The following is a 20,051-nucleotide window of genomic DNA, read 5'->3' as shown; positions in this document are numbered from 1 at the left end:
AGGAAGAGGCATCAGATGAGCATCGCATTCGTATTTCCGGGACAGGGCGCACAGACAATAGGGATGGGTCGGGCGTTGGCGGACGCGTATCCGGCGTCGCGCGCTGTGTTTGAAGAGGTGGACGAGGCTTTGGGCGAGACCCTGAGTGCGTTGATCTGGGAGGGGGATCAGGACACGCTGACCCTGACGCAGAACGCGCAGCCCGCGTTGATGGCGACCTCAATTGCAGCGATCCGTGCTTTGGAGGCCGAGGGGGTCGGGATTGACCGTGCCGCCTACGTGGCTGGGCACAGTCTGGGCGAGTATTCGGCGCTGTGTGCGGCGGGCGTTTTCAGTGTCGCCGATACCGCGCGCCTGTTGCGCACCCGTGGTCAGGCGATGCAAGAGGCCGTCCCTGTGGGCGTGGGCGCGATGGCGGCTGTCCTGGGACTGGACTTTGCCGCTGTGGCCGAGGTCGCCACTGAGGCGGCTCAGGGCGAGGTCTGTCAGGCGGCGAATGACAATGATCCGGGGCAGGTGGTGGTTTCGGGCCATAAGGCGGCTGTTGAGCGGGCTTGTGAGATCGCCAAGGGCCGTGGCGCGAAGCGCGCGATGCTTTTGCCCGTGTCCGCTCCGTTTCATTGCGCGATGATGGAACCGGCGGCTGCGGTCATGAAAGAAGCATTGGCAGGTGTGGACATGAAGGCGCCTGCGGTCACCGTTGTTCCCAATGTGCGCGCGGCAGGGGAAAACGACCCGGCCGTTCTGCGCGGGCTGTTGGTGGATCAGGTTACGGGTGCAGTGCGTTGGCGCGAGAGTGTCGCGTGGATGGCTGGCAACGGCGTCACCGAGATCTGGGAGATCGGGGCGGGAAAAGCCTTGTCCGGAATGATCCGTCGGATCGACCGCGACGTCGCCACACGCGCAGTGGGCACGCCCGACAACGTCGTGGCTGCGCGCGATGCCTGACCTGATCCAGATTGCGCACGCGCAGATGGGCGGGATTGTACGGACCATTCCGATGGTCACCCGCATGCAGCTAATACCGGTTCTGTTTGAACGGCTTGATGATGCGCTGGACAAGGCGTCGGTGTTTTTTGCAGGCCCTCAGACGGCGCTTTACCGCATCGATGGAGACGAGATGGAAGTGCGTATCGGCGTGCCACTGTTTCAGCCTATCGACGGGTTCGAGATGTTTGAGGCGCCGGGCGGCAATGCCTTGTGCCAGCGGGTGTTAGGCCCGTTGGATGGATTGCCTGGCGTGTATCGCAGTCTTAGCGAGGAAATTTCTGCGCGTGGTCTGACGCGGGGTGTTTGGGCGCGTGAAGTGTATCGGTTTATTGCCAAGGATGCGTCGCTGAATGTCACGGACGTTAGCATTGATGTAACAGACGCGCTGCACTGAGAATATTGCTCTGGCTTGCGCTGGGCGGTTCTGCATGGCAGGGCTGGCATCAAGACAACAGGTGAGGGATGAGAGATGTTTGATCTGACGGGGAAATGCGCGCTGGTCACAGGTGCATCGGGCGGCATAGGAGCCGATATTGCGCGCACGTTGCACGCTGCCGGGGCGACTGTGGGGCTGAGCGGAACGCGGGTAGAACCGCTTGAGGCACTTGCCGCCGAATTGCATGAACGCGCCCATGTGTTGCCGTGCAACCTTGGCGATGCCGAAGCCGTTGCTGCATTGCCCAAACAGGCCGCCGAGGCGATGGGTGCCGTGGATATTCTGGTCAACAATGCCGGAATCACACGCGACAACCTGTTCATGCGGATGTCGGATGATGAATGGCAATCAGTGCTGGATGTGAACCTGACAGCCACCTTCAAACTGTGCAAAGGTGTGATGCGCGGCATGATGAAAGCGCGCTGGGGCAGAATTGTGAATATCAGTTCGGTCGTCGGCGCGACCGGTAATCCCGGTCAGGCGAACTATGCTGCATCCAAAGCGGGCATGGTCGGAATGTCCAAATCTCTGGCCTATGAGGTGGCAAGCCGAGGCATCACAGTAAATGCTGTGGCCCCCGGTTTCATAACCACGGCGATGACCGACAAGCTGACGGATGACCAAAAGTCTGGAATCATGGGGCAAATTCCGGCAGGGCGTATGGGTGAGCCGGGCGAAATCGCTGCTGCTGTCTTGTACCTTGCCAGCCCTGAGGCTGCTTATGTAACGGGGACGACCTTGCATGTGAATGGCGGCATGGCCATGTTATGAGCGCTAACAGGTAACGCCTTGCCATCTTAACGGGATATGCTATAGGCGGCCCAGAATTCAGCGTTTGGCACGCAAATTGCCATGCGCTTCACCGCCCCAAGGGGGCAAGACCAGAGCCCCTGACTTAAGGGGACCCACTTGGGGGCGAAGACAATGCCCCGGCAGACATGAGGACAGTCATATGAGCGACATCGCGGACCGCGTGAAAAAGATCGTTGTGGAACATCTTGGTGTGGAAGAAGACAAAGTGTCTGAAAACGCATCCTTCATCGACGATCTGGGCGCAGACAGCCTGGACACTGTTGAATTGGTTATGGCGTTCGAAGAAGAGTTCGGTATCGAAATCCCTGATGACGCCGCTGAGACCATCCAGACATTCGGTGACGCTGTGGGTTTCATCTCCAAAGCTTCCTAAGACATACGGCCTTTGGGCCTAAAAAAACGGCGCTCTTTCTTGCGAAAGGGCGCCGTTTTTTGTGCGCGCGTTCAAACGTGGGTTGTATTTTTGTGAGGTGCCGCGCACTCTCAATAAAAAGCCCGGTGATCGAGCAGGACACCCAATATGAGCAGACATATACCGACGATTAACACGGCGCGCATTACGCTGCGCGCGATGCGCCCCGACGACTTTGATCGTTTTGCAGAGATTTGGGCGATGCCGGAGGTTGTCCGCTTTACCGGCGGTGCCCCGCGCTCACGCGACCTATGCTGGCAGAAATTTCTGGCCAATGCGGGCCATTGGCAAATGACCGGCTTTGGTCAATGGGGCATTGAAGAACATGGCACCAAGCGCATGATCGGGCAGGTTGGCTTTTTTTATGGTGCGCGAGGTATGGGGAAGGACTTTGACAGCATCCCCGAAGCCGGTTGGGTGCTGGTGCCGGATGTGCATGGCAAGGGCATTGGTCTGGAGGCTGCGCAGGCCGCACATGATTGGTTTGACCGGGTGATTACAGGGCCGCTGACCTGCATGGTAGAACCCGTCCACAAAGTTTCTTTGGGTCTTGCGCAGCGCCTTGGATATGTCCCGATGCGCAGCGCTGATTACATGGGCGGGCCGGTAGAGTTGCTTTTGCGCAAGTCTCCGCCACAGGTGTGAGCGTGTTAGCCGTGGTCAATCGGCGCGCCTTGCAGGCGCTTGTCCCTATTGATTTGGCGCCTCTGGATAACCTTCATTACCAAATTTTCGCGCCCTATCCACCTTTGCAGGGGCAAGGTCTCGCTTGGCCGGGGGCTTGTACACGGACCGTGCGGCGCGGTATGAGGCCAAAAGGCAAGTGAGAGGGCAGACCATGCGCAGAGTAGTGGTGACAGGGTTGGGGTTGGTGACGCCGTTGGCGGATGGGGTTGACGCCTCTTGGTCTCGGATTCTTGATGGACAGTCGGGCGCTGGGCCCATTACCGGGTTTGACCCCGAGGGACTGGCCACCACGTATGCCTGCGAAGTCCCACTTGGTGACGGCTCTGACGGCACCTTCAATGGCGATGCCTATATGGCGCCGAAGGAACAGCGCAAGGTCGATACCTTTATTCTCTATGGCATGGCCGCTGCGCAGCAAGCGGTTGAGGATTCCGGTTGGATGCCAGAAGGGCGTGAAGATCGCGAGCGCACGGGCGTCCTGATTGGTTCCGGTATTGGTGGACTGAATTCTATCGCCAACACCGCCGTTATGATGGAAGAGAAGGGCCCGCGACGCGTCAGCCCGTTCTTTGTACCCGGGGCGCTGATCAACCTGATTTCCGGTCAGGTCAGTATCCGTTATCAGTTCAAGGGACCGAACCATTCGGTGGTCACCGCATGTTCCACAGGTGCTCATGCCATAGGTGACGCGGCCCGCCTGATCATGCTGGGTGATGCAGATGTCATGGTTGCTGGTGGTGCCGAGGCGGCGATCTGTAAAATCGGGATCGCGGGTTTTAACGCCTGTAAGGCCCTGTCTACCAAACGAGGCGATGAGCCGACCAAGGCCAGCCGCCCCTATGATGCAGACCGGGATGGGTTTGTCATGGGCGAGGGTGCGGGCATTGTGGTGCTGGAAGAATACGAGCACGCGGTGGCCCGTGGTGCGAAAATTTATGCCGAGGTTTGCGGCTATGGCCTGTCGGGCGATGCCTATCACATCACGGCCCCGTCCGAAGATGGTGAGGGCGGTGAGCGGTCTATGCGCGCAGCGCTGCGCAATGCGGGTCTAGAGCCATCGGACATCGACTATATCAACGCTCACGGCACTTCGACCATGGCGGATACCATCGAATTGGGTGCCGTGCAGCGGATGCTTGGAGATCATGCGGGCAATGTCACCATGTCCTCGACCAAATCGGCTACGGGACACTTGCTGGGAGCTGCTGGCGCGATTGAGGCAATATTCTCCATTCTTGCGATCCGTGATCAGGTTTGCCCACCGACTATCAACCTCGACAACCCCGCTGTGGAAACGCCCATTGATCTGGCGCCCAACGCCAAGCGTGAGCGGACGGTAAACTATGCCCTCTCCAACAGTTTTGGCTTTGGTGGCACGAATGCCAGCGTGATCTTTGGGAAAGTCAGCTAATGTGGCGATCCATCGCGTCTAACGCGTTGACCTTATTGATTGTCGCCCTGTTTGTGCTTGGTGGCCTGATCTTGTGGGGCCGGGGCCAGTATGAAGGGCCGGGGCCACTTGCTGATGCGATTTGTGTGCAGGTGGATCGCGGGTCGAACTTTCTACGCGTGAGCGAGGATTTGGCGGCCGAAGGGGCTGTTTCAAGCGCGTCGATTTTTCGGATGGGCGCTGATTATGCTGGCAAGTCAGGCGAGTTGAAGGCCGGCAGCTTTTTGGTTGAACCCGGTGCCTCAATGGAAGAGATCGTAGATGTGGTCACGCGCGGCGGGGCGAGCACCTGCGGTACCGAGGTCGTCTATCGCATTGGGGTCAATCGATTGAGCGCGCTGGTGCGTGAATTGGATCCGACCACCAACCGATTTGTCGAGCGCGTTGAATTTGAGCCCGGTGTTGATGAGGCGCCTCCGCTTTATTCTGAAGTGAGAGACGCGCAGGACACCCGGTATCGCATTGCGTTGGCCGAAGGGGTCACCAGCTGGCAGATCGTGACTGCGTTGCGTGGCATGGACGTTTTGCGGGGCGCTGTCGAGGAGATCCCGCCGGAAGGGGCGTTGGCTCCTGACAGCTATGAGGTCCGTAAGGGGGATGAGCGGGCCGACGTTTTGGCGCAGATGGCCGAACAGCAGGAATTGTGGGTCTCCGCCGCCTGGGAAGCGCGTGATCCTGATCTGCCTTTGAACAGCCCTGAAGAGTTGCTGACACTTGCGTCGATCATCGAAAAGGAAACCGGGGTGGCTGACGAAAGGCCGCAAGTATCCTCTGTTTTTGTCAACCGTCTGAATCGTGGCATGCGGCTGCAGACAGACCCGACGGTGATTTACGGCATCACCAAAGGGCAGGGCGTGTTGGGCCGCGGATTGCGCCGTTCCGAACTGCGTGCGGTGACCCCTTGGAACACCTACGTGATCGAAGGTTTGCCGCCGACGCCGATTGCAAATCCGGGTCGGGCCAGCCTGATGGCTGCCGCTCAACCGGCTGATACGCCTTATGTCTTCTTTGTCGCGGATGGAACCGGCGGCCATGCCTTTGCCGAGACGTTGGACGAGCACAATCGCAATGTGGCCCGCTGGCGTGAGATCGAAGCGGAGCGAGCGTCGCAGAGCGATGGCGGCTGAGTAGAGGTGTAACACACTTTAGGGTTGTGTCGCGTTATCAAGGCGGTAGTCGCTCAGGGTTCTGATAAATAAAGGTTTTGTTAACTGGAGCGCACGGTGCGTCCGTTGATGGGAACCGGATTTTCCTTGACTCTGCGCACGGTCACACGTATAACTTGTGGCAAGGTAGGAAAAGTGGGTAAGCGGCCGTCGGAGTGATCCGGGGCCGCTTTTTCATTTTGCTCGTGCGGGGGATACCCAACGCATGAGAGGTTTTGCACATATGACACTTATCACCCCGGGGCTTGAAGAAGCTCGCACGGACGAGCTGCTGCTCGACGTGCACAACTCACTCGGCGATCTTCGTCGTGAGTTCAGGGCCCTCAAAGAAAGGGTCGAAGCGGGGGAGGACGTCAGCGGTACTGAGCTCAAATCCAAAGGAACGGATTTGAACACTGTGCTTGTGAGTTGCCAAAGATTGGAGACGACGCTTGCAGAAGTCAGACAAAAACGCAGTCGCATTGCCCAAGGCGGATATGCCTTGGACCTTGACGCTGCCGGAGTTGAGGTACGGTGCGCGCTTGCTCGCCTCCGTACCTGTGCAAGCGCAGGACGCGTTTCTGAGTGAGTTGGGAGAGGGCGCCTTGTGCGCCCTCCCTTTTTTGTTCGAGTTCTGGGCGATGCCACATCAATTGCCTCCTGAGGGCGACTGGCGCACTTGGGTGATCATGGGGGGACGCGGGGCGGGCAAGACGCGCGCAGGTGCCGAATGGGTGCGATCTCAGGTCGAAGGGGCGACCCCGTTTGACAAAGGGCGCGCGCGCCGCGTGGCCTTGGTTGGCGAAACCATCGAGCAGGTGCGCGAAGTTATGATTTTTGGTGAAAGCGGCATTCTGGCCTGTTCACCGCCCGATCGCCGTCCGAAATGGGAGGCGAGCCGCAAACGCTTGATCTGGCCGAACGGTGCTGTGGCGAGCGTACATACCGCTTTTGACCCGGAGGGATTGCGGGGGCCGCAGTTTGATGCTGCTTGGGTCGATGAGATGGCCAAGTGGAAGAAGGCGCAAGACACGTGGGACATGTTGCAGTTCGCTTTGCGTCTAGGTGAGAAACCGCAGGTTTGTGTGACGACGACGCCGCGCAATATAGGCGCGCTGAAAATGCTGCTTCAGTTGCCTTCGACCGTTACCACTCACGCCCCGACCGAGGCCAACGCTGCCAATCTGGCAGGGTCGTTTCTGGAAGAGGTCAGGGCCCGATATGCCGGGACGCGACTGGGCCGTCAGGAATTGGACGGTGTGTTGTTGAGCGATGCTGAGGGTGCGCTCTGGACTGGTGAGATGTTGGAGCTTTGTCATCGTAAGGCGCCTGCCGAGTTCGACCGTATTGTTGTTGGGGTGGACCCGGCAATCACCAGTGGAAAGTCTGCCGATGAGTGCGGGATTGTTGTAGTGGGTGCGCAGATGCAGGGTGCCGTTGGCTGAAGACACAGAGAGTTACACCGTGCGGGTCTTGCAGGACGGTGGCGTCATTCGGGAAGAAACCGTGACTGCGCCAAGCTGGATGTACAGTGACGCAGATCGTTTGGCGGATGGCATGGCAGGCCCATTTGAAATTGCGGTGGCTCAGAATTCGGCGCGTTATGGTATTGGGGTATTTGCTAACCTGACGGTAGACCCCTAATGCGCCCGGTGGTCATGGCCGATCTTTTTTGTGCGGGGCGCGCCCTTTTGGCGGTTGCTCCGGAATCGCGGGCATACATGGCGGGCGCATTGGTGCGTAACGCCTGTGTCGCTGACCGATTTAGAGAGAGCACCGGGGTGCGACATGCTCAATTTGGGGACGGTACGCTGGCAGGAGCGGCCCGTGGTGCAGGTATGAGTGCCGAGCCGCCGACATGCACTCCCGACTTCGCCAAGGCCCTCATTTTGGTTTTACAGGAGTTGGTCGAACATGGCTCTCACCATTGATCGCGTCTTTAGATGGTGTGCATCACAGGTTTGCGTTTGGAAAAAACGTCTTATCTAGGGTATGCAGCACTCGAAAGGATGGGTCATGGCTTATCTCAAAACAAATATTACTGCGATTGATCCCCTGTGGGAGCAAATAAATGATGAAGCTCGTCAGGCGGTTGTGGAAGAACCGCTGATCGGTGGGTTCGTCCATGCTTGTATTCTGCATCACAAATCCATCGAAAAGGCGTTATCTTACCGCATCGCGGCAAAGCTGGCGTCAAACGAGATGTCGATGGTGGTGGTGCGTGAAATTGTGGAAGAGGCGTATCAAAAGTCTCCGGAGTTGGTCGATGCCGCCCGGTCCGATTTGGTAGCTGTCTATGAGCGTGATCCGGCGTGTCACCGGTTGGTACAGCCCATTCTGTACTTTAAAGGCTATCAGGCCATCCAAGCTTATCGGGTTGGCCATTTCCTTTGGACGGAGGGGCATCAGGACCTCGCTTATTTCTTCCAGATGCGGGTGTCGGAGATTTTCGGAGTGGACATTCACCCGGCGGCGTCCATTGGGAAAGGGATCATGATTGATCACGCCCATTCTATTGTCATCGGTGAGACGGCGGTGGTGGGAAACGATGTCTCTATGCTGCATTCCGTAACGCTTGGCGGGACAGGCAAGGAAGAAGAAGACCGCCATCCAAAGATTGGCGACGGCGTTCTGATTGGGGCAGGGGCCAAGGTTCTTGGAAACATCCGGGTGGGCAATTGCAGTCGAATCGCCGCCGGATCCGTCGTTCTTGAGGAAGTCCCACCCTGTAAAACGGTTGCTGGTATACCGGCACGGATTGTGGGCGAGGCGGGATGTGATCAGCCTGCGGTGTCCATGAACCATATGCTGGGCAAGGATCAGTAGTTTTAGTGATCTAAAACAGAAAGGCCGGAGCAATCGCTCCGGCCTTTTTTACGTTTTTGGTGGCTGATTACGCCAACATTGCCAGCGGGTTTTCAAGGTTTTCCTTGATCGCATTGAGCAACTGGGCACCCAGTGCCCCATCAATCACGCGGTGATCGACAGACAGTGTCACGGACATAACTGTCGCAACGCCAAGCTCGCCATCCTTCCCAACAACCGGTTTCTTTACCCCGGCGCCTACAGCGAGGATCGCACCGTGCGGTGGGTTGATCACCGCATCGAAGTTGTCGATGCCGAACATACCGAGGTTGGAGATAGCAAAACTGCCGCCTTGGTATTCGTGAGGCGCGAGCTTGCGATCGCGCGCGCGAGTTGCCAAGTCTTTCATCTCTGCAGAGAGGGCCGACAGCGACTTTTGATGGGCGTCTTGCAGCACAGGCGTGAACAGCCCGCCCTCTATCGCGACTGCAACGGCCACGTCTGACGGAGTCAGCTTCAGCATCCGGTCACCGGCCCATACAGCATTGGCATCCGGCACCTGTTGCAGCGCAATCGCACACGCCTTGATGATGAAATCATTGACCGACAGCTTTACACCGCGATCTGCGAGCTGGCCGTTCAGGGTGCCGCGGAATTCAAGGAGAGCGTCGAGCTGAATATCCCGGCGCAGGTAGAAATGTGGTACCGTTTGTTTGGCTTCTGTCAGGCGTACGGCGATGGTTTTACGCATTCCGTCGAGTTTGACTTCCTCGTACTCTCGGCCCTCATACATCCGCGCAATAGCGTCGCTGGATGGACCTGTCGGTGCGGCGGCTGTAGGTGCATCCGCGCTTGGTGCGGCCGATTTGGTGGCGGGTGCGGCTGCGGTGTTTTCGACGTCTGCTTTGACAATGCGGCCATGTGGACCTGAACCCTTGATCGCGCTAAGGTCCAAACCTTTTTGCCCAGCAATCCGTCGGGCAAGCGGCGACGCGAACACACGAGCCCCATCAGCCGACGCGGGCGCTGCCGGAACAGGTGTTGCAGCGGGCGCACTCGTGGCCTCGGGTTGGCTTGCAGGCTCTGGTGCTGCCGCATGTGCCGCAGCGGGAGCGGAGCCAATATCGTCCGCACTTTCCCCGTCCTCAAGCAGCACAGCGATGGCGGTGTTGACCTTCACGCCTTCGGTGCCCTCTGCGACAAGGATCTTGCCAACTACCCCTTCGTCCACGGCCTCGAATTCCATCGTGGCCTTGTCGGTTTCAATCTCGGCCAGAAGATCACCGGAGGCAACCGTATCCCCTTCTTTGACCAGCCACTTCGCAAGCGTGCCTTCCTCCATCGTGGGTGACAGGGCGGGCATGAGAATTTCTGTAGGCATCTCCGGCTCCTTAGCGGTAAGTGACTTGTTTGACGGCGGCGATCACTTCGTCGGTCGTCAACAGCGCGTGTTTTTCGAGGTTCGCGGCGTAGGGCATTGGAACGTCCTTGCCGGTACAGTTGATCACCGGTGCGTCGAGGTAGTCAAACGCTTCCTGCATGATGACTGAACTGATGTAGTTGCCGACTGAGCCTTGCGGCCAACCTTCTTCTACAGTGATACAGCGATTTGTTTTCATGACGGAATTCAGGATCGCGCCGGTGTCCATCGGGCGCAGTGTACGCAGATCGATGACATCACAATTGATCCCTTCTTCGGCCAGCTTTTCGGCTGCGGCCAATGCGTATTGCATGCCGATGCCAAAGGAAACGATCGTGCAATCATCGCCTTCACGCCAGATGCGCGCCTTGCCGAACGGTACGGTGTAGTCGTCCATGTCAGGCACATCAAAGGTGCGGCCATAGAGAATTTCGTTCTCAAGGAAGATGATAGGGTTGGGATCGCGGATCGCCGTTTTCATCAGTCCTTTATAGTCGGAGGCCGAATAGGGCATCACGACCTTCAGACCTGGAATCTGCATGTACCACGCCGCATAATCCTGCGAGTGCTGGGCACCGACGCGTGCCGCAGCGCCGTTGGGGCCGCGGAAAACCATGGGCGCGCCCATCTGACCACCAGACATATACAGCGTCTTGGCCGCAGAGTTGATAATGTGGTCGATCGCTTGCATGGCAAAGTTGAAAGTCATGAACTCGACGATAGGCTTGAGCCCGCCAAAGGCCGCACCGACACCGATCCCAGCAAAGCCGTGTTCGGTGATTGGCGTGTCCATCACGCGTTTGGGGCCGAATTCGTCCAGCATGCCCTGCGAAATCTTGTAGGCGCCTTGGTATTCGGCAACCTCTTCGCCCATCAGAAACACGTTGTCGTCGCTGCGCATTTCTTCGGCCATGCCGTCGCGCAAAGCTTCGCGGACGGTTTGCTGCTTCATTGGCGTGCCTTCGGGCCAGTCGGGGCTGGTGTCGACAGAAGGCGCAGCGGGGGCTGTAGAGGCCGCTGGTGCAGCGGCGGCCGGGGCCGCTTCAGCAGCCGCCGCCGGGGCAGTGGCGCTGGCGACATCATCGACGCTTTCCCCTTCTTCGATCAGGATCGCGATGGCGGTGTTCACTTTTACGCCTTCGGTGCCTTCCTCGATCAGGATCTTGCCGATGATCCCCTCATCGACAGCCTCGAATTCCATCGTGGCCTTGTCGGTTTCAATTTCGGCCATGATGTCGCCAGACGAGACAGTGTCGCCTTCCTTGACGAGCCATTTGGCCAATGTGCCTTCTTCCATGGTCGGAGAGAGGGCGGGCATGAGAATTTCGGTTGCCATTGTCGTCTCTCCTTTACGCGTAGATATCTGTCCAAAGCTCGTCGAGGGCCGGTTCAGGGCTTTCCTTGGCGAACTCGGCGCTGGCGTTCACGACGTCTTTGATCTGTTTATCGATGGCCTTTAGGTCATCTTCGGTGGCGTGCTTGCCGGTCAGCAGCATGGACCGCACGGCTTCAATGGGGTCACGCTCATCACGCATCTTTTGAACCTCTTCGCGGGTGCGATACTTGGCCGGGTCGGACATCGAGTGGCCGCGATAACGGTAGGTCTTTATTTCCAGAATATATGGGCCTTTGCCTGCGCGGCAGTGCTCGACCGCCTTCTGACCGGCGGCCTTGACGGCCAGTACGTCCATTCCGTCAACCTCTTCGCCCGGAATGCCGTACGCGGCCCCACGTTCCCAATAGCTGGGCGATTTGGTCGATCGTTTGGTCGAGGTACCCATGGCGTATTGGTTGTTTTCAATGACAAAAACCACAGGCAGCATCCACAGTTCAGCCATGTTGTAGGCCTCGTAAACCTGACCCTGGTTCGCAGCACCGTCACCAAAATAGGTGAAAGTCACATTGTCGTTGCCTTTGTACATGTCGGAAAAGGCCAGACCGGCCCCAAGTGGCACCTGCGCGGCAACGATACCGTGACCACCATAGAAATGCTTCTCTTTCGAGAACATGTGCATGGAGCCGCCTTTGCCTTTGGAATACCCGCCCTCGCGGCCCGTCAATTCGGCCATCACGCCGTTAGGGTCCATGCCGCAGGCCAACATGTGGCCGTGATCACGGTAGGAAGTGATGCGCTTGTCGCCTTCTTTGGCCGCGGCCTCGAGGCCAACAACAACGGCCTCTTGCCCGATGTAGAGGTGGCAAAAGCCGCCAATTAGGCCCATGCCGTACAACTGACCGGCTTTTTCTTCAAACCGGCGGATCAAAAGCATGTCTTTGTAGTAGGCTTTCAACTCCTCCGCAGACACATTCGGTTTGGTTCTGGCTTTGCGCGCGGCCATCGGCATCCTCCACAACAGATATAGTTTAGCGTTAAACTATCTATTACAGGATTCGGAGCGCGGGGGCGAGTGCGAATGTGCCGCAGGGGCAGCTTAGTGGTAAGCTCTTGATCTTAATTATATTTAGCGAATGACGATTTCATCGCTGCGCAGCATACCCAGAACATTGCGGGCTTGTTCGTCGAGCAGGTCTAGATCGAGATAGTCATCGGACAAGCGTTGCGTCAGATTTTCCATCTCGGCAACTTCGAACTGCACGGCCATCAACTGGGCTGACAAGTCGCGCGCCTCTGCATCAATTTCTGCACGCCGAAACAGACCGTAGTCGCCCTGTACCGCAGCAAAGGTGAAATAAATGCCTAGCGCAAATGCGACTGCAAAAAAAATGACTGTGCCCAATGCGGGGCGTGCTGTGCGGGTCATGCCTGTAACCTTTGTCCCGTCTCTCAAGGACGGCTTTGGACACTATGGCACATGCGAATCGGTCTGTGAATCCCTTTTCTTACTCTAGGCCCCAGTGATCATTCATTATTTTGCCATTCACCAGCGTTGTCAGGCGGCGCGGCACAATACGCGGCAGAAAAGAGAAAACCTTGTTCATGGCGCCGGGCACCACCACGGGCTTGCCGATAGCGGACTGAAGCCAGCCCAATTCAGCAACAATTTTGGCGTCCATAGGCTTGGCGATTTTGAGGAGCGTGGCGTCTGCCATCTTGGCATCTTCAAAAAAGTTGGTGGCTGTCGTGCCCGGGCAAAGGGCAGTCACAGTCACATTCGTACCCTTCAATTCATTGCCCACCGCTTCGGAGAGAGACAAAACATATGCTTTTGTCGCGCAGTAGACCGCCATGCCGGGACCGGGCGCAAAACCAGCGATAGAGGCGACATTCAGGATGCGGCCTTTCTCCAGCTGTTTCATATGTGGGATTGCCAGTTTCATAAGGCGTGTCAGGGCAAGCATGTTGACGTTGATCGAACTTGTCTCACGCTCCCATCCTTCGGCATCCGCAAAGGCGCCGTTGAAGGCGAGCCCGGCGTTGTTCACCAGCACATCGACGTTGCGCCCGTCAGTCGCATCGGACCACAGGCGGTCCACCTCGGTCATGTTGGACAAATCTGCGGGGATCACCACGGCTTTGACGCCCAATTCGCGCAGGTCGCTGGCCACTTTTTCCAACTTATCCTTGGACCGGGCGGCGAGGATCACGTTGCGATTTTCCCTAGCGGCGATGTGGGCGAATTCCACACCTAAACCTTCCGATGCACCGGTGATCAGCGTCCAACCCGCCATCTTGTAAGCCGCTACTTGGTTTTGTGCGACGTCGCGCGCCGACTATATTATTGCATCAAGGCTGCGACACCAGGCAACTCCTTGCCCTCCATCCACTCCAAAAATGCCCCCCCGGCGGTAGAGATATAGGTGAAACTTTCAGCAACTCCTGCCTGATTGAGAGCCGCAACAGTGTCCCCGCCGCCCGCGACAGTGACAAGGTCGCCTGAATTGGTCAGATCGGCCGCTGCGCGCGCTGCCGCCACCGTCGCCGTGTCAAAGGGCGGAATTTCAAATGCGCCAAGGGGACCATTCCAGATCAAGGTTTTGAGCGTGCCAAAGGTTTGGGCGATTTGTGCCGCTGATGCGTCCCCGGCATCCAAGACCATCTGATCGGCTTCAAGAGACGTGTCGGCGTTCAATGTCACCACTTCATGGGCCGCATGGGCCGCAAATTCACGCGCCACGCGCCCATCAACGGGCAGGATGACAGTGCAACCTGCGTCTGCTGCCGCCGCCATGATATCGCGCGCGGTGCTGTGCAGGTCCGCCTCTTGCAGCGAAGCGCCCAAATCAGCGCCTTGGGCGGCCAGGAACGTATTGGCCATGCCCCCGCCAATCACGAGCACGTCGATCTTTTTGACAAGGTTTTCCAGCAAATCGAGCTTGGTCGATACTTTGGCCCCACCCACAACGGCGCCGACCGGGCGCTTGGGCGCGGAAAGTGCGGCCTCCAATGCTTGTAGTTCGGCCTGCATCAGACGGCCTGCACAGTTGGGCAGCAGATGCGCAACACCTGTCGTTGATGCATGTGCACGATGTGCGGCCGAAAATGCGTCGTTGCAGAACACATCGCCAAGAGTGGCGAGGAACTGTGCCATTTGCGGATCATTGGCCTCTTCCATAGACGAAAAGCGCGTGTTCTCGACCATAATCACTGCATCACTGGCTTGGGCGTCGATAAAGTCTCGGGATGGACGTTCCACAAACACCACCGAACAGCCAAAGGCGTCTTCAAGGGCAGGGACCAACGGTTTAAGCGACATCTCGGGCACGTATTGCCCCTTGGGCCGTCCAAAATGGGCCAGAAGCACCGGGCTGCCCCCCTTGGCGCGGATGTCGGCAATGGTGGGGGCAATCCGTTCGATCCGGGTGGCGTCAGTGACCTGGCCGTCTTCGACAGGGACGTTGATGTCCACACGCGTCAGCACGCGTTTATTCTTCAGATCAATATCGTCCAGTGTATTCCAGCCCATCAGTCCCGCTCCATTGCTCATGCAGGAACGTTATGACCCCAAGTTAGGCGGCGGCGTCAACCGGCTGCATGCTGTGGGCGACAAATCCAGAGAAAAACGCCCAAGCCGGAAGCATGAACAACACGCAGCCCAAAATTGGCAGAACCGAATTTGCGATGAAGAGCAGGCTTAAGACCGCCGTTTGCATTCCAGCAAATCCTAGAAGGGTCAGCGCCGATAGTGCACCTGCAATCCCGCCTGCGATCCTAATTCTCATAGTCGCCAGGGCAGCACTGTGACGCTTGAACATCGCAGGGCGATGGTCGCGACCGACATGCGCGATGTGGGCCTTCATCGCCCCTTGGAACGCGCCCAAAAGCGCGCCGACGATTTGTAATGCGGCGCAAAACAACAGCAGTTCAAAGCCGGAATATTGGAACATGTTGGCAGCTTTCTGTTCACAGTGGCAAGGACGCTGATACGGCTAAATCTCGACATTTCTGGGACCGTATAAAGGAAAGACCGCGTCACCCTTTTCACTATGCTTCAACCGTAATAGGGTCCGCCCAAACACAAATACAGGAGCGCCGACATGGCCGAAATCAAAGACCCCGAAAACACGATCCTTGTGGAACTCAAGGGTGGCACCGTCACCATCGCGCTTATGCCGGACGTGGCCCCACAACATACCGAACGTATGAAAGAGCTGGCGCGCGCAGGCGAGTATGACAACGTCGCCTTTCACCGCGTGATCGACGGATTCATGGCGCAAACTGGCGATGTGCAGCACGGCGACATGGAAGACGGGTTTAACATCCGCATGGCCGGAACAGGTGGGTCGGACAAGCCGGACGTGCCTGCCGAATTCTCCAAGATCCCCCATGCGCGTGGGTCTTTGGGTGCGGCACGCTCGTCGAACCCGGACAGTGCCAACAGCCAGTTCTTTATCAACTTCAAAGACAACGACTTCCTCAACGGTCAATACACTGTCTACGGTCAGGTGATCGAAGGTATGGAACATGTGGACGCGATCGCGCGGGGCGAGCCACCTGCCGAACCCGATCGGATGATCAGCGTCAAGGTGGCCGCCGATGTTGCGTAAGACTACGGCTCTGCTCGCTCTGATGGTTGCCTCACCGGCGTTGGCCACCGGCATCGATATAACGGTGACGGGCGAGGCCAACGGCGTGATCTCTGTCGATCTGTTCGAGGACGTGGCCCCCGGCCATGTTGAGCGCATTACGACATTGGCTGAGTCGGGGAAGTATGACGGCGTCGTCTTTCACCGGGTGATTGACGGGTTCATGGCGCAAACTGGCGATGTGAAGTTTGGGCAAATCGATGGGTATGATGCGCGTCAGGCTGGGCGGGGTGGATCGGACATGGGCAACCTGAGTGCCGAGTTCTCCGAGATCACGTTTGACCGTGGCGTTGTCGGCATGGCGCGCAGCAGCGATCCGAACTCGGCCAACAGCCAGTTCTTCATCATGTTTGCACCGGGCCCGTTTCTGGACGGGCAATACACGGTGGTGGGGCAGGTGACCTCTGGCTTGGACGTGCTGGATGCGATCAAGCGCGGGGACCGGCAGTCAGGTGCAATTGAAGGTGCGCCCGATATGATGACCAACGTCAGCGTGACAGACTAATCCTCTGACAGGGCAACAAAAAGGGCGCTGCATGGCAAATGCAGCGCCCTTTTTTTATGGGTTGACCGGTTGGACTATTCGGCTTTGGCCGCTGGTGCAACAGCACCCTTGCCGCCGGAATTCAGCGGATCGTCCTGACGCTGAACCGAGCCCTCGAAATGGGCGCCGGATTCGATGGCGATTGTCTTGTGAATGATGTCGCCTTCGACCCGTGCGGTCGATGTCAGGCGGACTTTGAGGCCACGCACGCGGCCGACGACGCGGCCATTCACGACAACATCATCTGCGATGACTTCGCCTTTGATCGTTGCGGATTCACCGATTGTCAGCAAGTGGGCGCGGATGTCCCCTTCGACCGTGCCTTCGACGTTGATGTCGCCGGTGGTTTTCATGTTGCCTGTGATGTGCAGGTCTGCTGACAAAAGCGAAGCAGGAGGCTTGGCCTTGGGGGCACTTGCCTTGAATTCGCTTGCCTTAGGTGCCGCAGGGGCAGGGCTCGCCGGAGTTGCAGGTTTGCTTGCGTCCGCACTTGGACCAGGTTCGTTGATTTTGCTTTTAGAAAACATCGTTCGCTGCCTTGATATAGATCATCGGGTTTACGGCCTTGCCGCCAACGCGCACCTCATAGTGCAAATGCACGCCTGTCACCCGTCCAGATGCTCCCATATCACCAATTCTATCCCCGCGCGAGACCCTTTGACCAACTTTAACATTAAGTCGCGACAGGTGCGCGTAACGGGTCTCGATTCCGAACTCGTGCTGAATTTTTACAAGCCGTCCAAACCCCCCGAGCCACCCCGCGTGGGTCACGACACCATCCGCTGTCGCGTATAGTGGCGTGCCAAGTGATGAGGCAAAATCCACTCCATTGTGCATGCGCCGCCCACCAGTCTTGGGATCACGTCGGAACCCGAATGACGACGTAAAGCGAAAGGACGACTTTACAGGTGTTGCAAAGGGCGCTTTTTGTGCAGCGATCCTGTACAGATTGAGCGTATCCATCTGATTTAGAAGCCGATTTGCGCGCATTGTGTCTGGGCTGGGTTCTTCTCCGCTGGTGGAAAAGCTGAGCGGTGTAAGGGGCCCGCCCTGACCGGAATAGCCCTGACGCACCTGTTCGATAATGCGCTCAGTTGGCATTCCTGCGGCCCGGAACATCTTGTCCAGCGGGGCCACCGATACGGTCATCGCTTCTTCAAGCTGGCGGAAAATCTGGTCGTTTTGTTCCTGCATCAGCGCGATTTCAGTCGCCATTTCATCGGCCGCCAGCAGCGCTTCCTGTGCATCTTCGACAACCTGATCACGCTCTGCCGCCGTTTTCGCCAGCGCGTCTGCCACGAAATCCATCGGCGCATTTGCGCCACCCGCCACCAGCGGGCTCACCGCGCCACCAGATTCAAGTTGTGTTTCAAGGGCGGCAAGTTGCGTCCGTGCCTCTTCCCGGGCTTGCATAGTGTCGCGCAGGGTGGCCTGAATAACCTCGATCCCTGTTTCCAACTCACGGCGACGTGTTTCAGAGGCCAGCAGTTCGGTCTGCATCACGGAAATCTGTGACAAAGCGGCGTTGAACCGTTCCTGAGCAGCCAGCGCTTCTTCGGCACGGCTATCGCGCTGTCCGGACAGGTCGTTCAGGCGCGCCTGATAGGTGCGTTGATCGCGTTTGGCTTGTTCCCGAAAGTTTCCAGCCCCAATGCTGTCCATCAGCAGGATCGCGGTCGCAACGATTGCCCATGCAATAACGAAAGATCCGCCCGCAAACGCAAACAGTTGCGTGCTGGGTTTCAATCGAATGAACCGTGTGTCGTTGTCGGATTTCAAGAAGACGCGCCGTTCCGGAAAATAGTGTTCCAGAAGTCCGTGCACTTTGATGCCGATACGTGTCCGCACTACGTGTTCCTTGTCCCGTCCCAATCGCGACACTCACGTCCCCCAACCCGGTGTCTTAGGGCGCGTGCATAAAGTGGTGGACTTCATGCGGCAAGGGCCATCCTTTTTACTTGTGCAAAATTGGCGGTAAACTGTGAGTGAGTGCTTAAAAAATGTGCAAAACGACCATACGAACTAGTCTGCTACTGCCAGAGGCCAGTAAAAATCAGGGGGCAGTCCGGCCTCTGCCCGCTTTTCCTCGTTGAACGGAGGTTTGAGTGGGCTGTGGAAATATCGCTGCACCAGTTCATGGAACGCGTCTTTGGGGTCCATCTCGTGGCGGCCACACAAAAAGTGAAACCATTTGGACCCATAGGCCACATGCGCAACTTCCTCGGCATAGATCGTCTCAAGTGCCGCGACCGCCTGATCTGCCTTGGCCTTGCGGAACACCTCGATCATCCCCGGAGTGACATCCAGCCCGCGAGCCTCCAACACCATGGGCACAACAGCCAATCGGCCCATAAAATCCCCGGCTGTGTCTTCCGCTGCTCGCCACATGCCAGCATGGGCAGGTAAGGCGCCATAGTGACTTCCTGCGGCTTCAAGGCAGTCGCACATCAAGTTGAAATGCTTGGATTCCTCATCTGCCGCCTTTACCCAATCATCATAGAACCCGATGGGCATCGCGACGTCCGTAAACCGGGCGATAATGTCCCAGTGCAAGTCTACTGCGTTGAGTTCGATATGTGCCACCGCATGCAACAACGCGATGCGACCGTCGGGGCTGCCGGGGCGGCGGCGAGGTACGTCACGGGGGCTGAGCAATTCTGGGGCAGCCGGGCGCGCGGGATGCATTGGCGGATCGGCGTGCCCAATTTCTGGGCGCGCACCTGTCGCGCGCGCCTCACGCCACTGCGCTGCCAACTTGCGCGACAGAGCCGTCTTTTCCCGCCCGTCCGCCGTGCGCAGCACTGCGTCTGCCATCTGCGCAAGAGACTGCATCACAGGGCCTGAACCGCGGCAAGAACAGCCTCGGCGTGACCGGGAACTTTGACCTTTGGCCAGACCATAGCGATGTGACCGTTCGCATCGATCAGGTATGTTGTGCGTTCGATCCCCATGTACTTCTTGCCGTACATGTTCTTTTCCTTCCACACGCCGTAATCCTCACACACGCTGCCATGTTCGTCAGACAGCAGTGGAACTGTCAGTTCCTTCTTGGCTGCGAACTTGGCGTGGCTGGCCACAGAGTCTTTCGAGATGCCGAACACTTTGGCGCCAGCGGCCTCGAACGCGGCCAAATGTTCGGAAAAGGCGATGGATTCTTTTGTGCATCCGGGGGTGTCATCGCGGGGATAAAAGTACAAAATCACGGCACCTCCTTGCAGGCCGGACAGGGTCACATCGGTGCCGGTACCGTCCGGCAGCGTGAAATCGGGGGCTGGTGTTGCGATATCGAGCATGATTTTGACCTTTTCGTCACAAAAAAGAAGAAGTTGTGACTGGCATGATAGGTCAGCACAGACAAGAATAA

Annotated in this window: 23 protein-coding genes and 1 pseudogene; 13 read left to right on the top strand and 11 right to left on the bottom strand. The window is 57.8% G+C overall.

Annotated elements, in window-relative coordinates:
- Window positions 1-15 precede the first annotated feature (15 nt).
- The 11 genes and pseudogenes from fabD to cysE all read left to right on the top strand — a co-directional run bounded on the left by fabD (window position 16) and on the right by cysE (window position 8,759).
- A complete protein-coding gene (gene fabD / locus DHN60_RS03515) occupies window positions 16-948 on the top strand; it encodes an ACP S-malonyltransferase (protein ID WP_108835831.1) in 933 nt (310 codons plus the stop codon).
- A complete protein-coding gene (locus DHN60_RS03510; protein ID WP_108835830.1) occupies window positions 941-1,384 on the top strand; it encodes a hypothetical protein in 444 nt (147 codons plus the stop codon). Before fabD ends, DHN60_RS03510 begins: the two co-directional genes overlap by 8 nt.
- A 75-nt stretch (window positions 1,385-1,459) precedes the next feature.
- Window positions 1,460-2,197, top strand: coding sequence for a 3-oxoacyl-ACP reductase FabG (gene fabG / locus DHN60_RS03505; protein ID WP_108835829.1), 738 nt, complete (start codon window positions 1,460-1,462; stop codon window positions 2,195-2,197).
- A 181-nt stretch (window positions 2,198-2,378) separates the two neighbouring features.
- The gene (locus DHN60_RS03500; protein ID WP_108835828.1) at window positions 2,379-2,612 is read left to right on the top strand and encodes an acyl carrier protein; all 234 of its coding nucleotides are present in this window, start codon (window positions 2,379-2,381) and stop codon (window positions 2,610-2,612) included.
- Between the two features lie 147 nt (window positions 2,613-2,759).
- Complete coding sequence (locus tag DHN60_RS03495) at window positions 2,760-3,296, top strand: GNAT family N-acetyltransferase (protein WP_108835827.1); 537 nt, start codon at window positions 2,760-2,762, stop codon at window positions 3,294-3,296.
- A 193-nt stretch (window positions 3,297-3,489) separates the two neighbouring features.
- The gene (gene fabF / locus DHN60_RS03490) at window positions 3,490-4,749 is read left to right on the top strand and encodes a beta-ketoacyl-ACP synthase II (protein ID WP_108835826.1); all 1,260 of its coding nucleotides are present in this window, start codon (window positions 3,490-3,492) and stop codon (window positions 4,747-4,749) included.
- Window positions 4,749-5,915: an endolytic transglycosylase MltG gene (gene mltG / locus DHN60_RS03485; RefSeq protein WP_108835825.1), complete on the top strand. Its 1,167-nt coding sequence runs from the start codon at window positions 4,749-4,751 to the stop codon at window positions 5,913-5,915. The genes fabF and mltG overlap by 1 nt, the downstream gene beginning before the upstream one ends.
- Before the next feature lie 659 nt (window positions 5,916-6,574).
- Window positions 6,575-7,366, top strand: a pseudogene (locus DHN60_RS03475) (terminase family protein); the annotation flags it as partial.
- 4 nt (window positions 7,367-7,370) lie between these two features.
- Complete coding sequence (locus DHN60_RS03470; RefSeq protein ID WP_159089099.1) at window positions 7,371-7,577, top strand: hypothetical protein; 207 nt, start codon at window positions 7,371-7,373, stop codon at window positions 7,575-7,577.
- A gap of 14 nt (window positions 7,578-7,591) precedes the next feature.
- Window positions 7,592-7,864, top strand: a complete 273-nt coding sequence (locus DHN60_RS03465) for a hypothetical protein (RefSeq protein ID WP_159089098.1) — start codon at window positions 7,592-7,594, stop codon at window positions 7,862-7,864.
- A gap of 85 nt (window positions 7,865-7,949) precedes the next feature.
- On the top strand, window positions 7,950-8,759 hold the full coding sequence (cysE, locus tag DHN60_RS03460) for a serine O-acetyltransferase (RefSeq protein ID WP_108835940.1): 810 nt from the start codon (window positions 7,950-7,952) through the stop codon (window positions 8,757-8,759).
- 67 nt (window positions 8,760-8,826) lie between these two features.
- Here the strand turns inward: cysE and DHN60_RS03455 are convergent, their stop codons facing one another.
- From DHN60_RS03455 to DHN60_RS03425, 7 genes are all read right to left on the bottom strand, one after another.
- Window positions 8,827-10,119, bottom strand: coding sequence for a pyruvate dehydrogenase complex dihydrolipoamide acetyltransferase (locus DHN60_RS03455; RefSeq protein WP_108835821.1), 1,293 nt, complete (start codon window positions 10,117-10,119; stop codon window positions 8,827-8,829).
- A 10-nt stretch (window positions 10,120-10,129) separates the two neighbouring features.
- The gene (locus DHN60_RS03450; RefSeq protein ID WP_108835820.1) at window positions 10,130-11,494 is read right to left on the bottom strand and encodes a pyruvate dehydrogenase complex E1 component subunit beta; all 1,365 of its coding nucleotides are present in this window, start codon (window positions 11,492-11,494) and stop codon (window positions 10,130-10,132) included.
- A gap of 13 nt (window positions 11,495-11,507) precedes the next feature.
- Window positions 11,508-12,497, bottom strand: a complete 990-nt coding sequence (gene pdhA / locus DHN60_RS03445) for a pyruvate dehydrogenase (acetyl-transferring) E1 component subunit alpha (protein WP_108835819.1) — start codon at window positions 12,495-12,497, stop codon at window positions 11,508-11,510.
- Between the two features lie 123 nt (window positions 12,498-12,620).
- Window positions 12,621-12,920: a septum formation initiator family protein gene (locus DHN60_RS03440; protein WP_108835818.1), complete on the bottom strand. Its 300-nt coding sequence runs from the start codon at window positions 12,918-12,920 to the stop codon at window positions 12,621-12,623.
- Between the two features lie 79 nt (window positions 12,921-12,999).
- Window positions 13,000-13,788, bottom strand: a complete 789-nt coding sequence (locus tag DHN60_RS03435) for an SDR family oxidoreductase (RefSeq protein WP_108835817.1) — start codon at window positions 13,786-13,788, stop codon at window positions 13,000-13,002.
- Window positions 13,789-13,835: 47 nt separating this feature from the next.
- Window positions 13,836-15,023 carry a phosphoglycerate kinase gene (gene pgk, locus DHN60_RS03430; RefSeq protein ID WP_108835939.1) on the bottom strand — a complete coding sequence of 396 codons (1,188 nt, stop codon included), beginning with the start codon at window positions 15,021-15,023 and terminating at the stop codon, window positions 13,836-13,838.
- 43 nt (window positions 15,024-15,066) lie between these two features.
- Window positions 15,067-15,444, bottom strand: coding sequence for a hypothetical protein (locus DHN60_RS03425; protein ID WP_108835816.1), 378 nt, complete (start codon window positions 15,442-15,444; stop codon window positions 15,067-15,069).
- A 150-nt stretch (window positions 15,445-15,594) separates the two neighbouring features.
- Between DHN60_RS03425 and DHN60_RS03420 the strand changes: the two genes are divergently transcribed.
- Both DHN60_RS03420 and DHN60_RS03415 read left to right on the top strand, forming a co-directional pair.
- Window positions 15,595-16,104: a peptidylprolyl isomerase gene (locus DHN60_RS03420; protein WP_108835815.1), complete on the top strand. Its 510-nt coding sequence runs from the start codon at window positions 15,595-15,597 to the stop codon at window positions 16,102-16,104.
- Window positions 16,097-16,648, top strand: coding sequence for a peptidylprolyl isomerase (locus DHN60_RS03415; protein WP_108835938.1), 552 nt, complete (start codon window positions 16,097-16,099; stop codon window positions 16,646-16,648). The genes DHN60_RS03420 and DHN60_RS03415 overlap by 8 nt, the downstream gene beginning before the upstream one ends.
- 74 nt (window positions 16,649-16,722) lie before the next feature.
- On the opposite strand, the gene DHN60_RS03410 is transcribed toward DHN60_RS03415, so the two are convergent.
- The 4 genes from DHN60_RS03410 to bcp form a co-directional block, all read right to left on the bottom strand.
- Window positions 16,723-17,214: a polymer-forming cytoskeletal protein gene (locus tag DHN60_RS03410; RefSeq protein ID WP_108835814.1), complete on the bottom strand. Its 492-nt coding sequence runs from the start codon at window positions 17,212-17,214 to the stop codon at window positions 16,723-16,725.
- Complete coding sequence (locus DHN60_RS03405; protein WP_108835813.1) at window positions 17,204-18,535, bottom strand: M23 family metallopeptidase; 1,332 nt, start codon at window positions 18,533-18,535, stop codon at window positions 17,204-17,206. Before DHN60_RS03405 ends, DHN60_RS03410 begins: the two co-directional genes overlap by 11 nt.
- A gap of 174 nt (window positions 18,536-18,709) precedes the next feature.
- Window positions 18,710-19,519, bottom strand: coding sequence for a ferritin-like domain-containing protein (locus DHN60_RS03400; RefSeq protein ID WP_108835812.1), 810 nt, complete (start codon window positions 19,517-19,519; stop codon window positions 18,710-18,712).
- Entirely contained in the window at window positions 19,519-19,980 is a 462-nt protein-coding gene (gene bcp / locus DHN60_RS03395; protein WP_108835811.1) for a thioredoxin-dependent thiol peroxidase, read from the bottom strand. The genes DHN60_RS03400 and bcp overlap by 1 nt, the downstream gene beginning before the upstream one ends.
- Window positions 19,981-20,051: the final 71 nt, after the last annotated feature.

Source organism: Tateyamaria sp. Alg231-49 (genome assembly GCF_900143535.1).
Taxonomy (GTDB): Bacteria; Pseudomonadota; Alphaproteobacteria; order Rhodobacterales; family Rhodobacteraceae; genus Tateyamaria.
This window is presented reverse-complemented; position numbering and strand designations above follow the sequence as displayed.

Coding starts and splice junctions, on each gene's coding strand:
- DHN60_RS03420 (WP_108835815.1), top strand. CDS start 15,595: ATGGCCGAAATCAAAGACCCCGAAAACACGATCCTTGTGGAACTCAAG.
- bcp (WP_108835811.1), bottom strand. CDS start 19,980: ATGCTCGATATCGCAACACCAGCCCCCGATTTCACGCTGCCGGACGGT.
- DHN60_RS03500 (WP_108835828.1), top strand. CDS start 2,379: ATGAGCGACATCGCGGACCGCGTGAAAAAGATCGTTGTGGAACATCTT.
- fabD (WP_108835831.1), top strand. CDS start 16: ATGAGCATCGCATTCGTATTTCCGGGACAGGGCGCACAGACAATAGGG.
- DHN60_RS03465 (WP_159089098.1), top strand. CDS start 7,592: ATGGCCGATCTTTTTTGTGCGGGGCGCGCCCTTTTGGCGGTTGCTCCG.
- fabF (WP_108835826.1), top strand. CDS start 3,490: ATGCGCAGAGTAGTGGTGACAGGGTTGGGGTTGGTGACGCCGTTGGCG.
- DHN60_RS03510 (WP_108835830.1), top strand. CDS start 941: ATGCCTGACCTGATCCAGATTGCGCACGCGCAGATGGGCGGGATTGTA.
- DHN60_RS03495 (WP_108835827.1), top strand. CDS start 2,760: ATGAGCAGACATATACCGACGATTAACACGGCGCGCATTACGCTGCGC.
- DHN60_RS03440 (WP_108835818.1), bottom strand. CDS start 12,920: ATGACCCGCACAGCACGCCCCGCATTGGGCACAGTCATTTTTTTTGCA.
- DHN60_RS03450 (WP_108835820.1), bottom strand. CDS start 11,494: ATGGCAACCGAAATTCTCATGCCCGCCCTCTCTCCGACCATGGAAGAA.
- cysE (WP_108835940.1), top strand. CDS start 7,950: ATGGCTTATCTCAAAACAAATATTACTGCGATTGATCCCCTGTGGGAG.
- pdhA (WP_108835819.1), bottom strand. CDS start 12,497: ATGGCCGCGCGCAAAGCCAGAACCAAACCGAATGTGTCTGCGGAGGAG.
- pgk (WP_108835939.1), bottom strand. CDS start 15,023: ATGGGCTGGAATACACTGGACGATATTGATCTGAAGAATAAACGCGTG.
- DHN60_RS03425 (WP_108835816.1), bottom strand. CDS start 15,444: ATGTTCCAATATTCCGGCTTTGAACTGCTGTTGTTTTGCGCCGCATTA.
- fabG (WP_108835829.1), top strand. CDS start 1,460: ATGTTTGATCTGACGGGGAAATGCGCGCTGGTCACAGGTGCATCGGGC.
- DHN60_RS03435 (WP_108835817.1), bottom strand. CDS start 13,788: ATGGCGGGTTGGACGCTGATCACCGGTGCATCGGAAGGTTTAGGTGTG.
- DHN60_RS03410 (WP_108835814.1), bottom strand. CDS start 17,214: ATGTTTTCTAAAAGCAAAATCAACGAACCTGGTCCAAGTGCGGACGCA.
- mltG (WP_108835825.1), top strand. CDS start 4,749: ATGTGGCGATCCATCGCGTCTAACGCGTTGACCTTATTGATTGTCGCC.
- DHN60_RS03455 (WP_108835821.1), bottom strand. CDS start 10,119: ATGCCTACAGAAATTCTCATGCCCGCCCTGTCACCCACGATGGAGGAA.
- DHN60_RS03400 (WP_108835812.1), bottom strand. CDS start 19,519: ATGCAGTCTCTTGCGCAGATGGCAGACGCAGTGCTGCGCACGGCGGAC.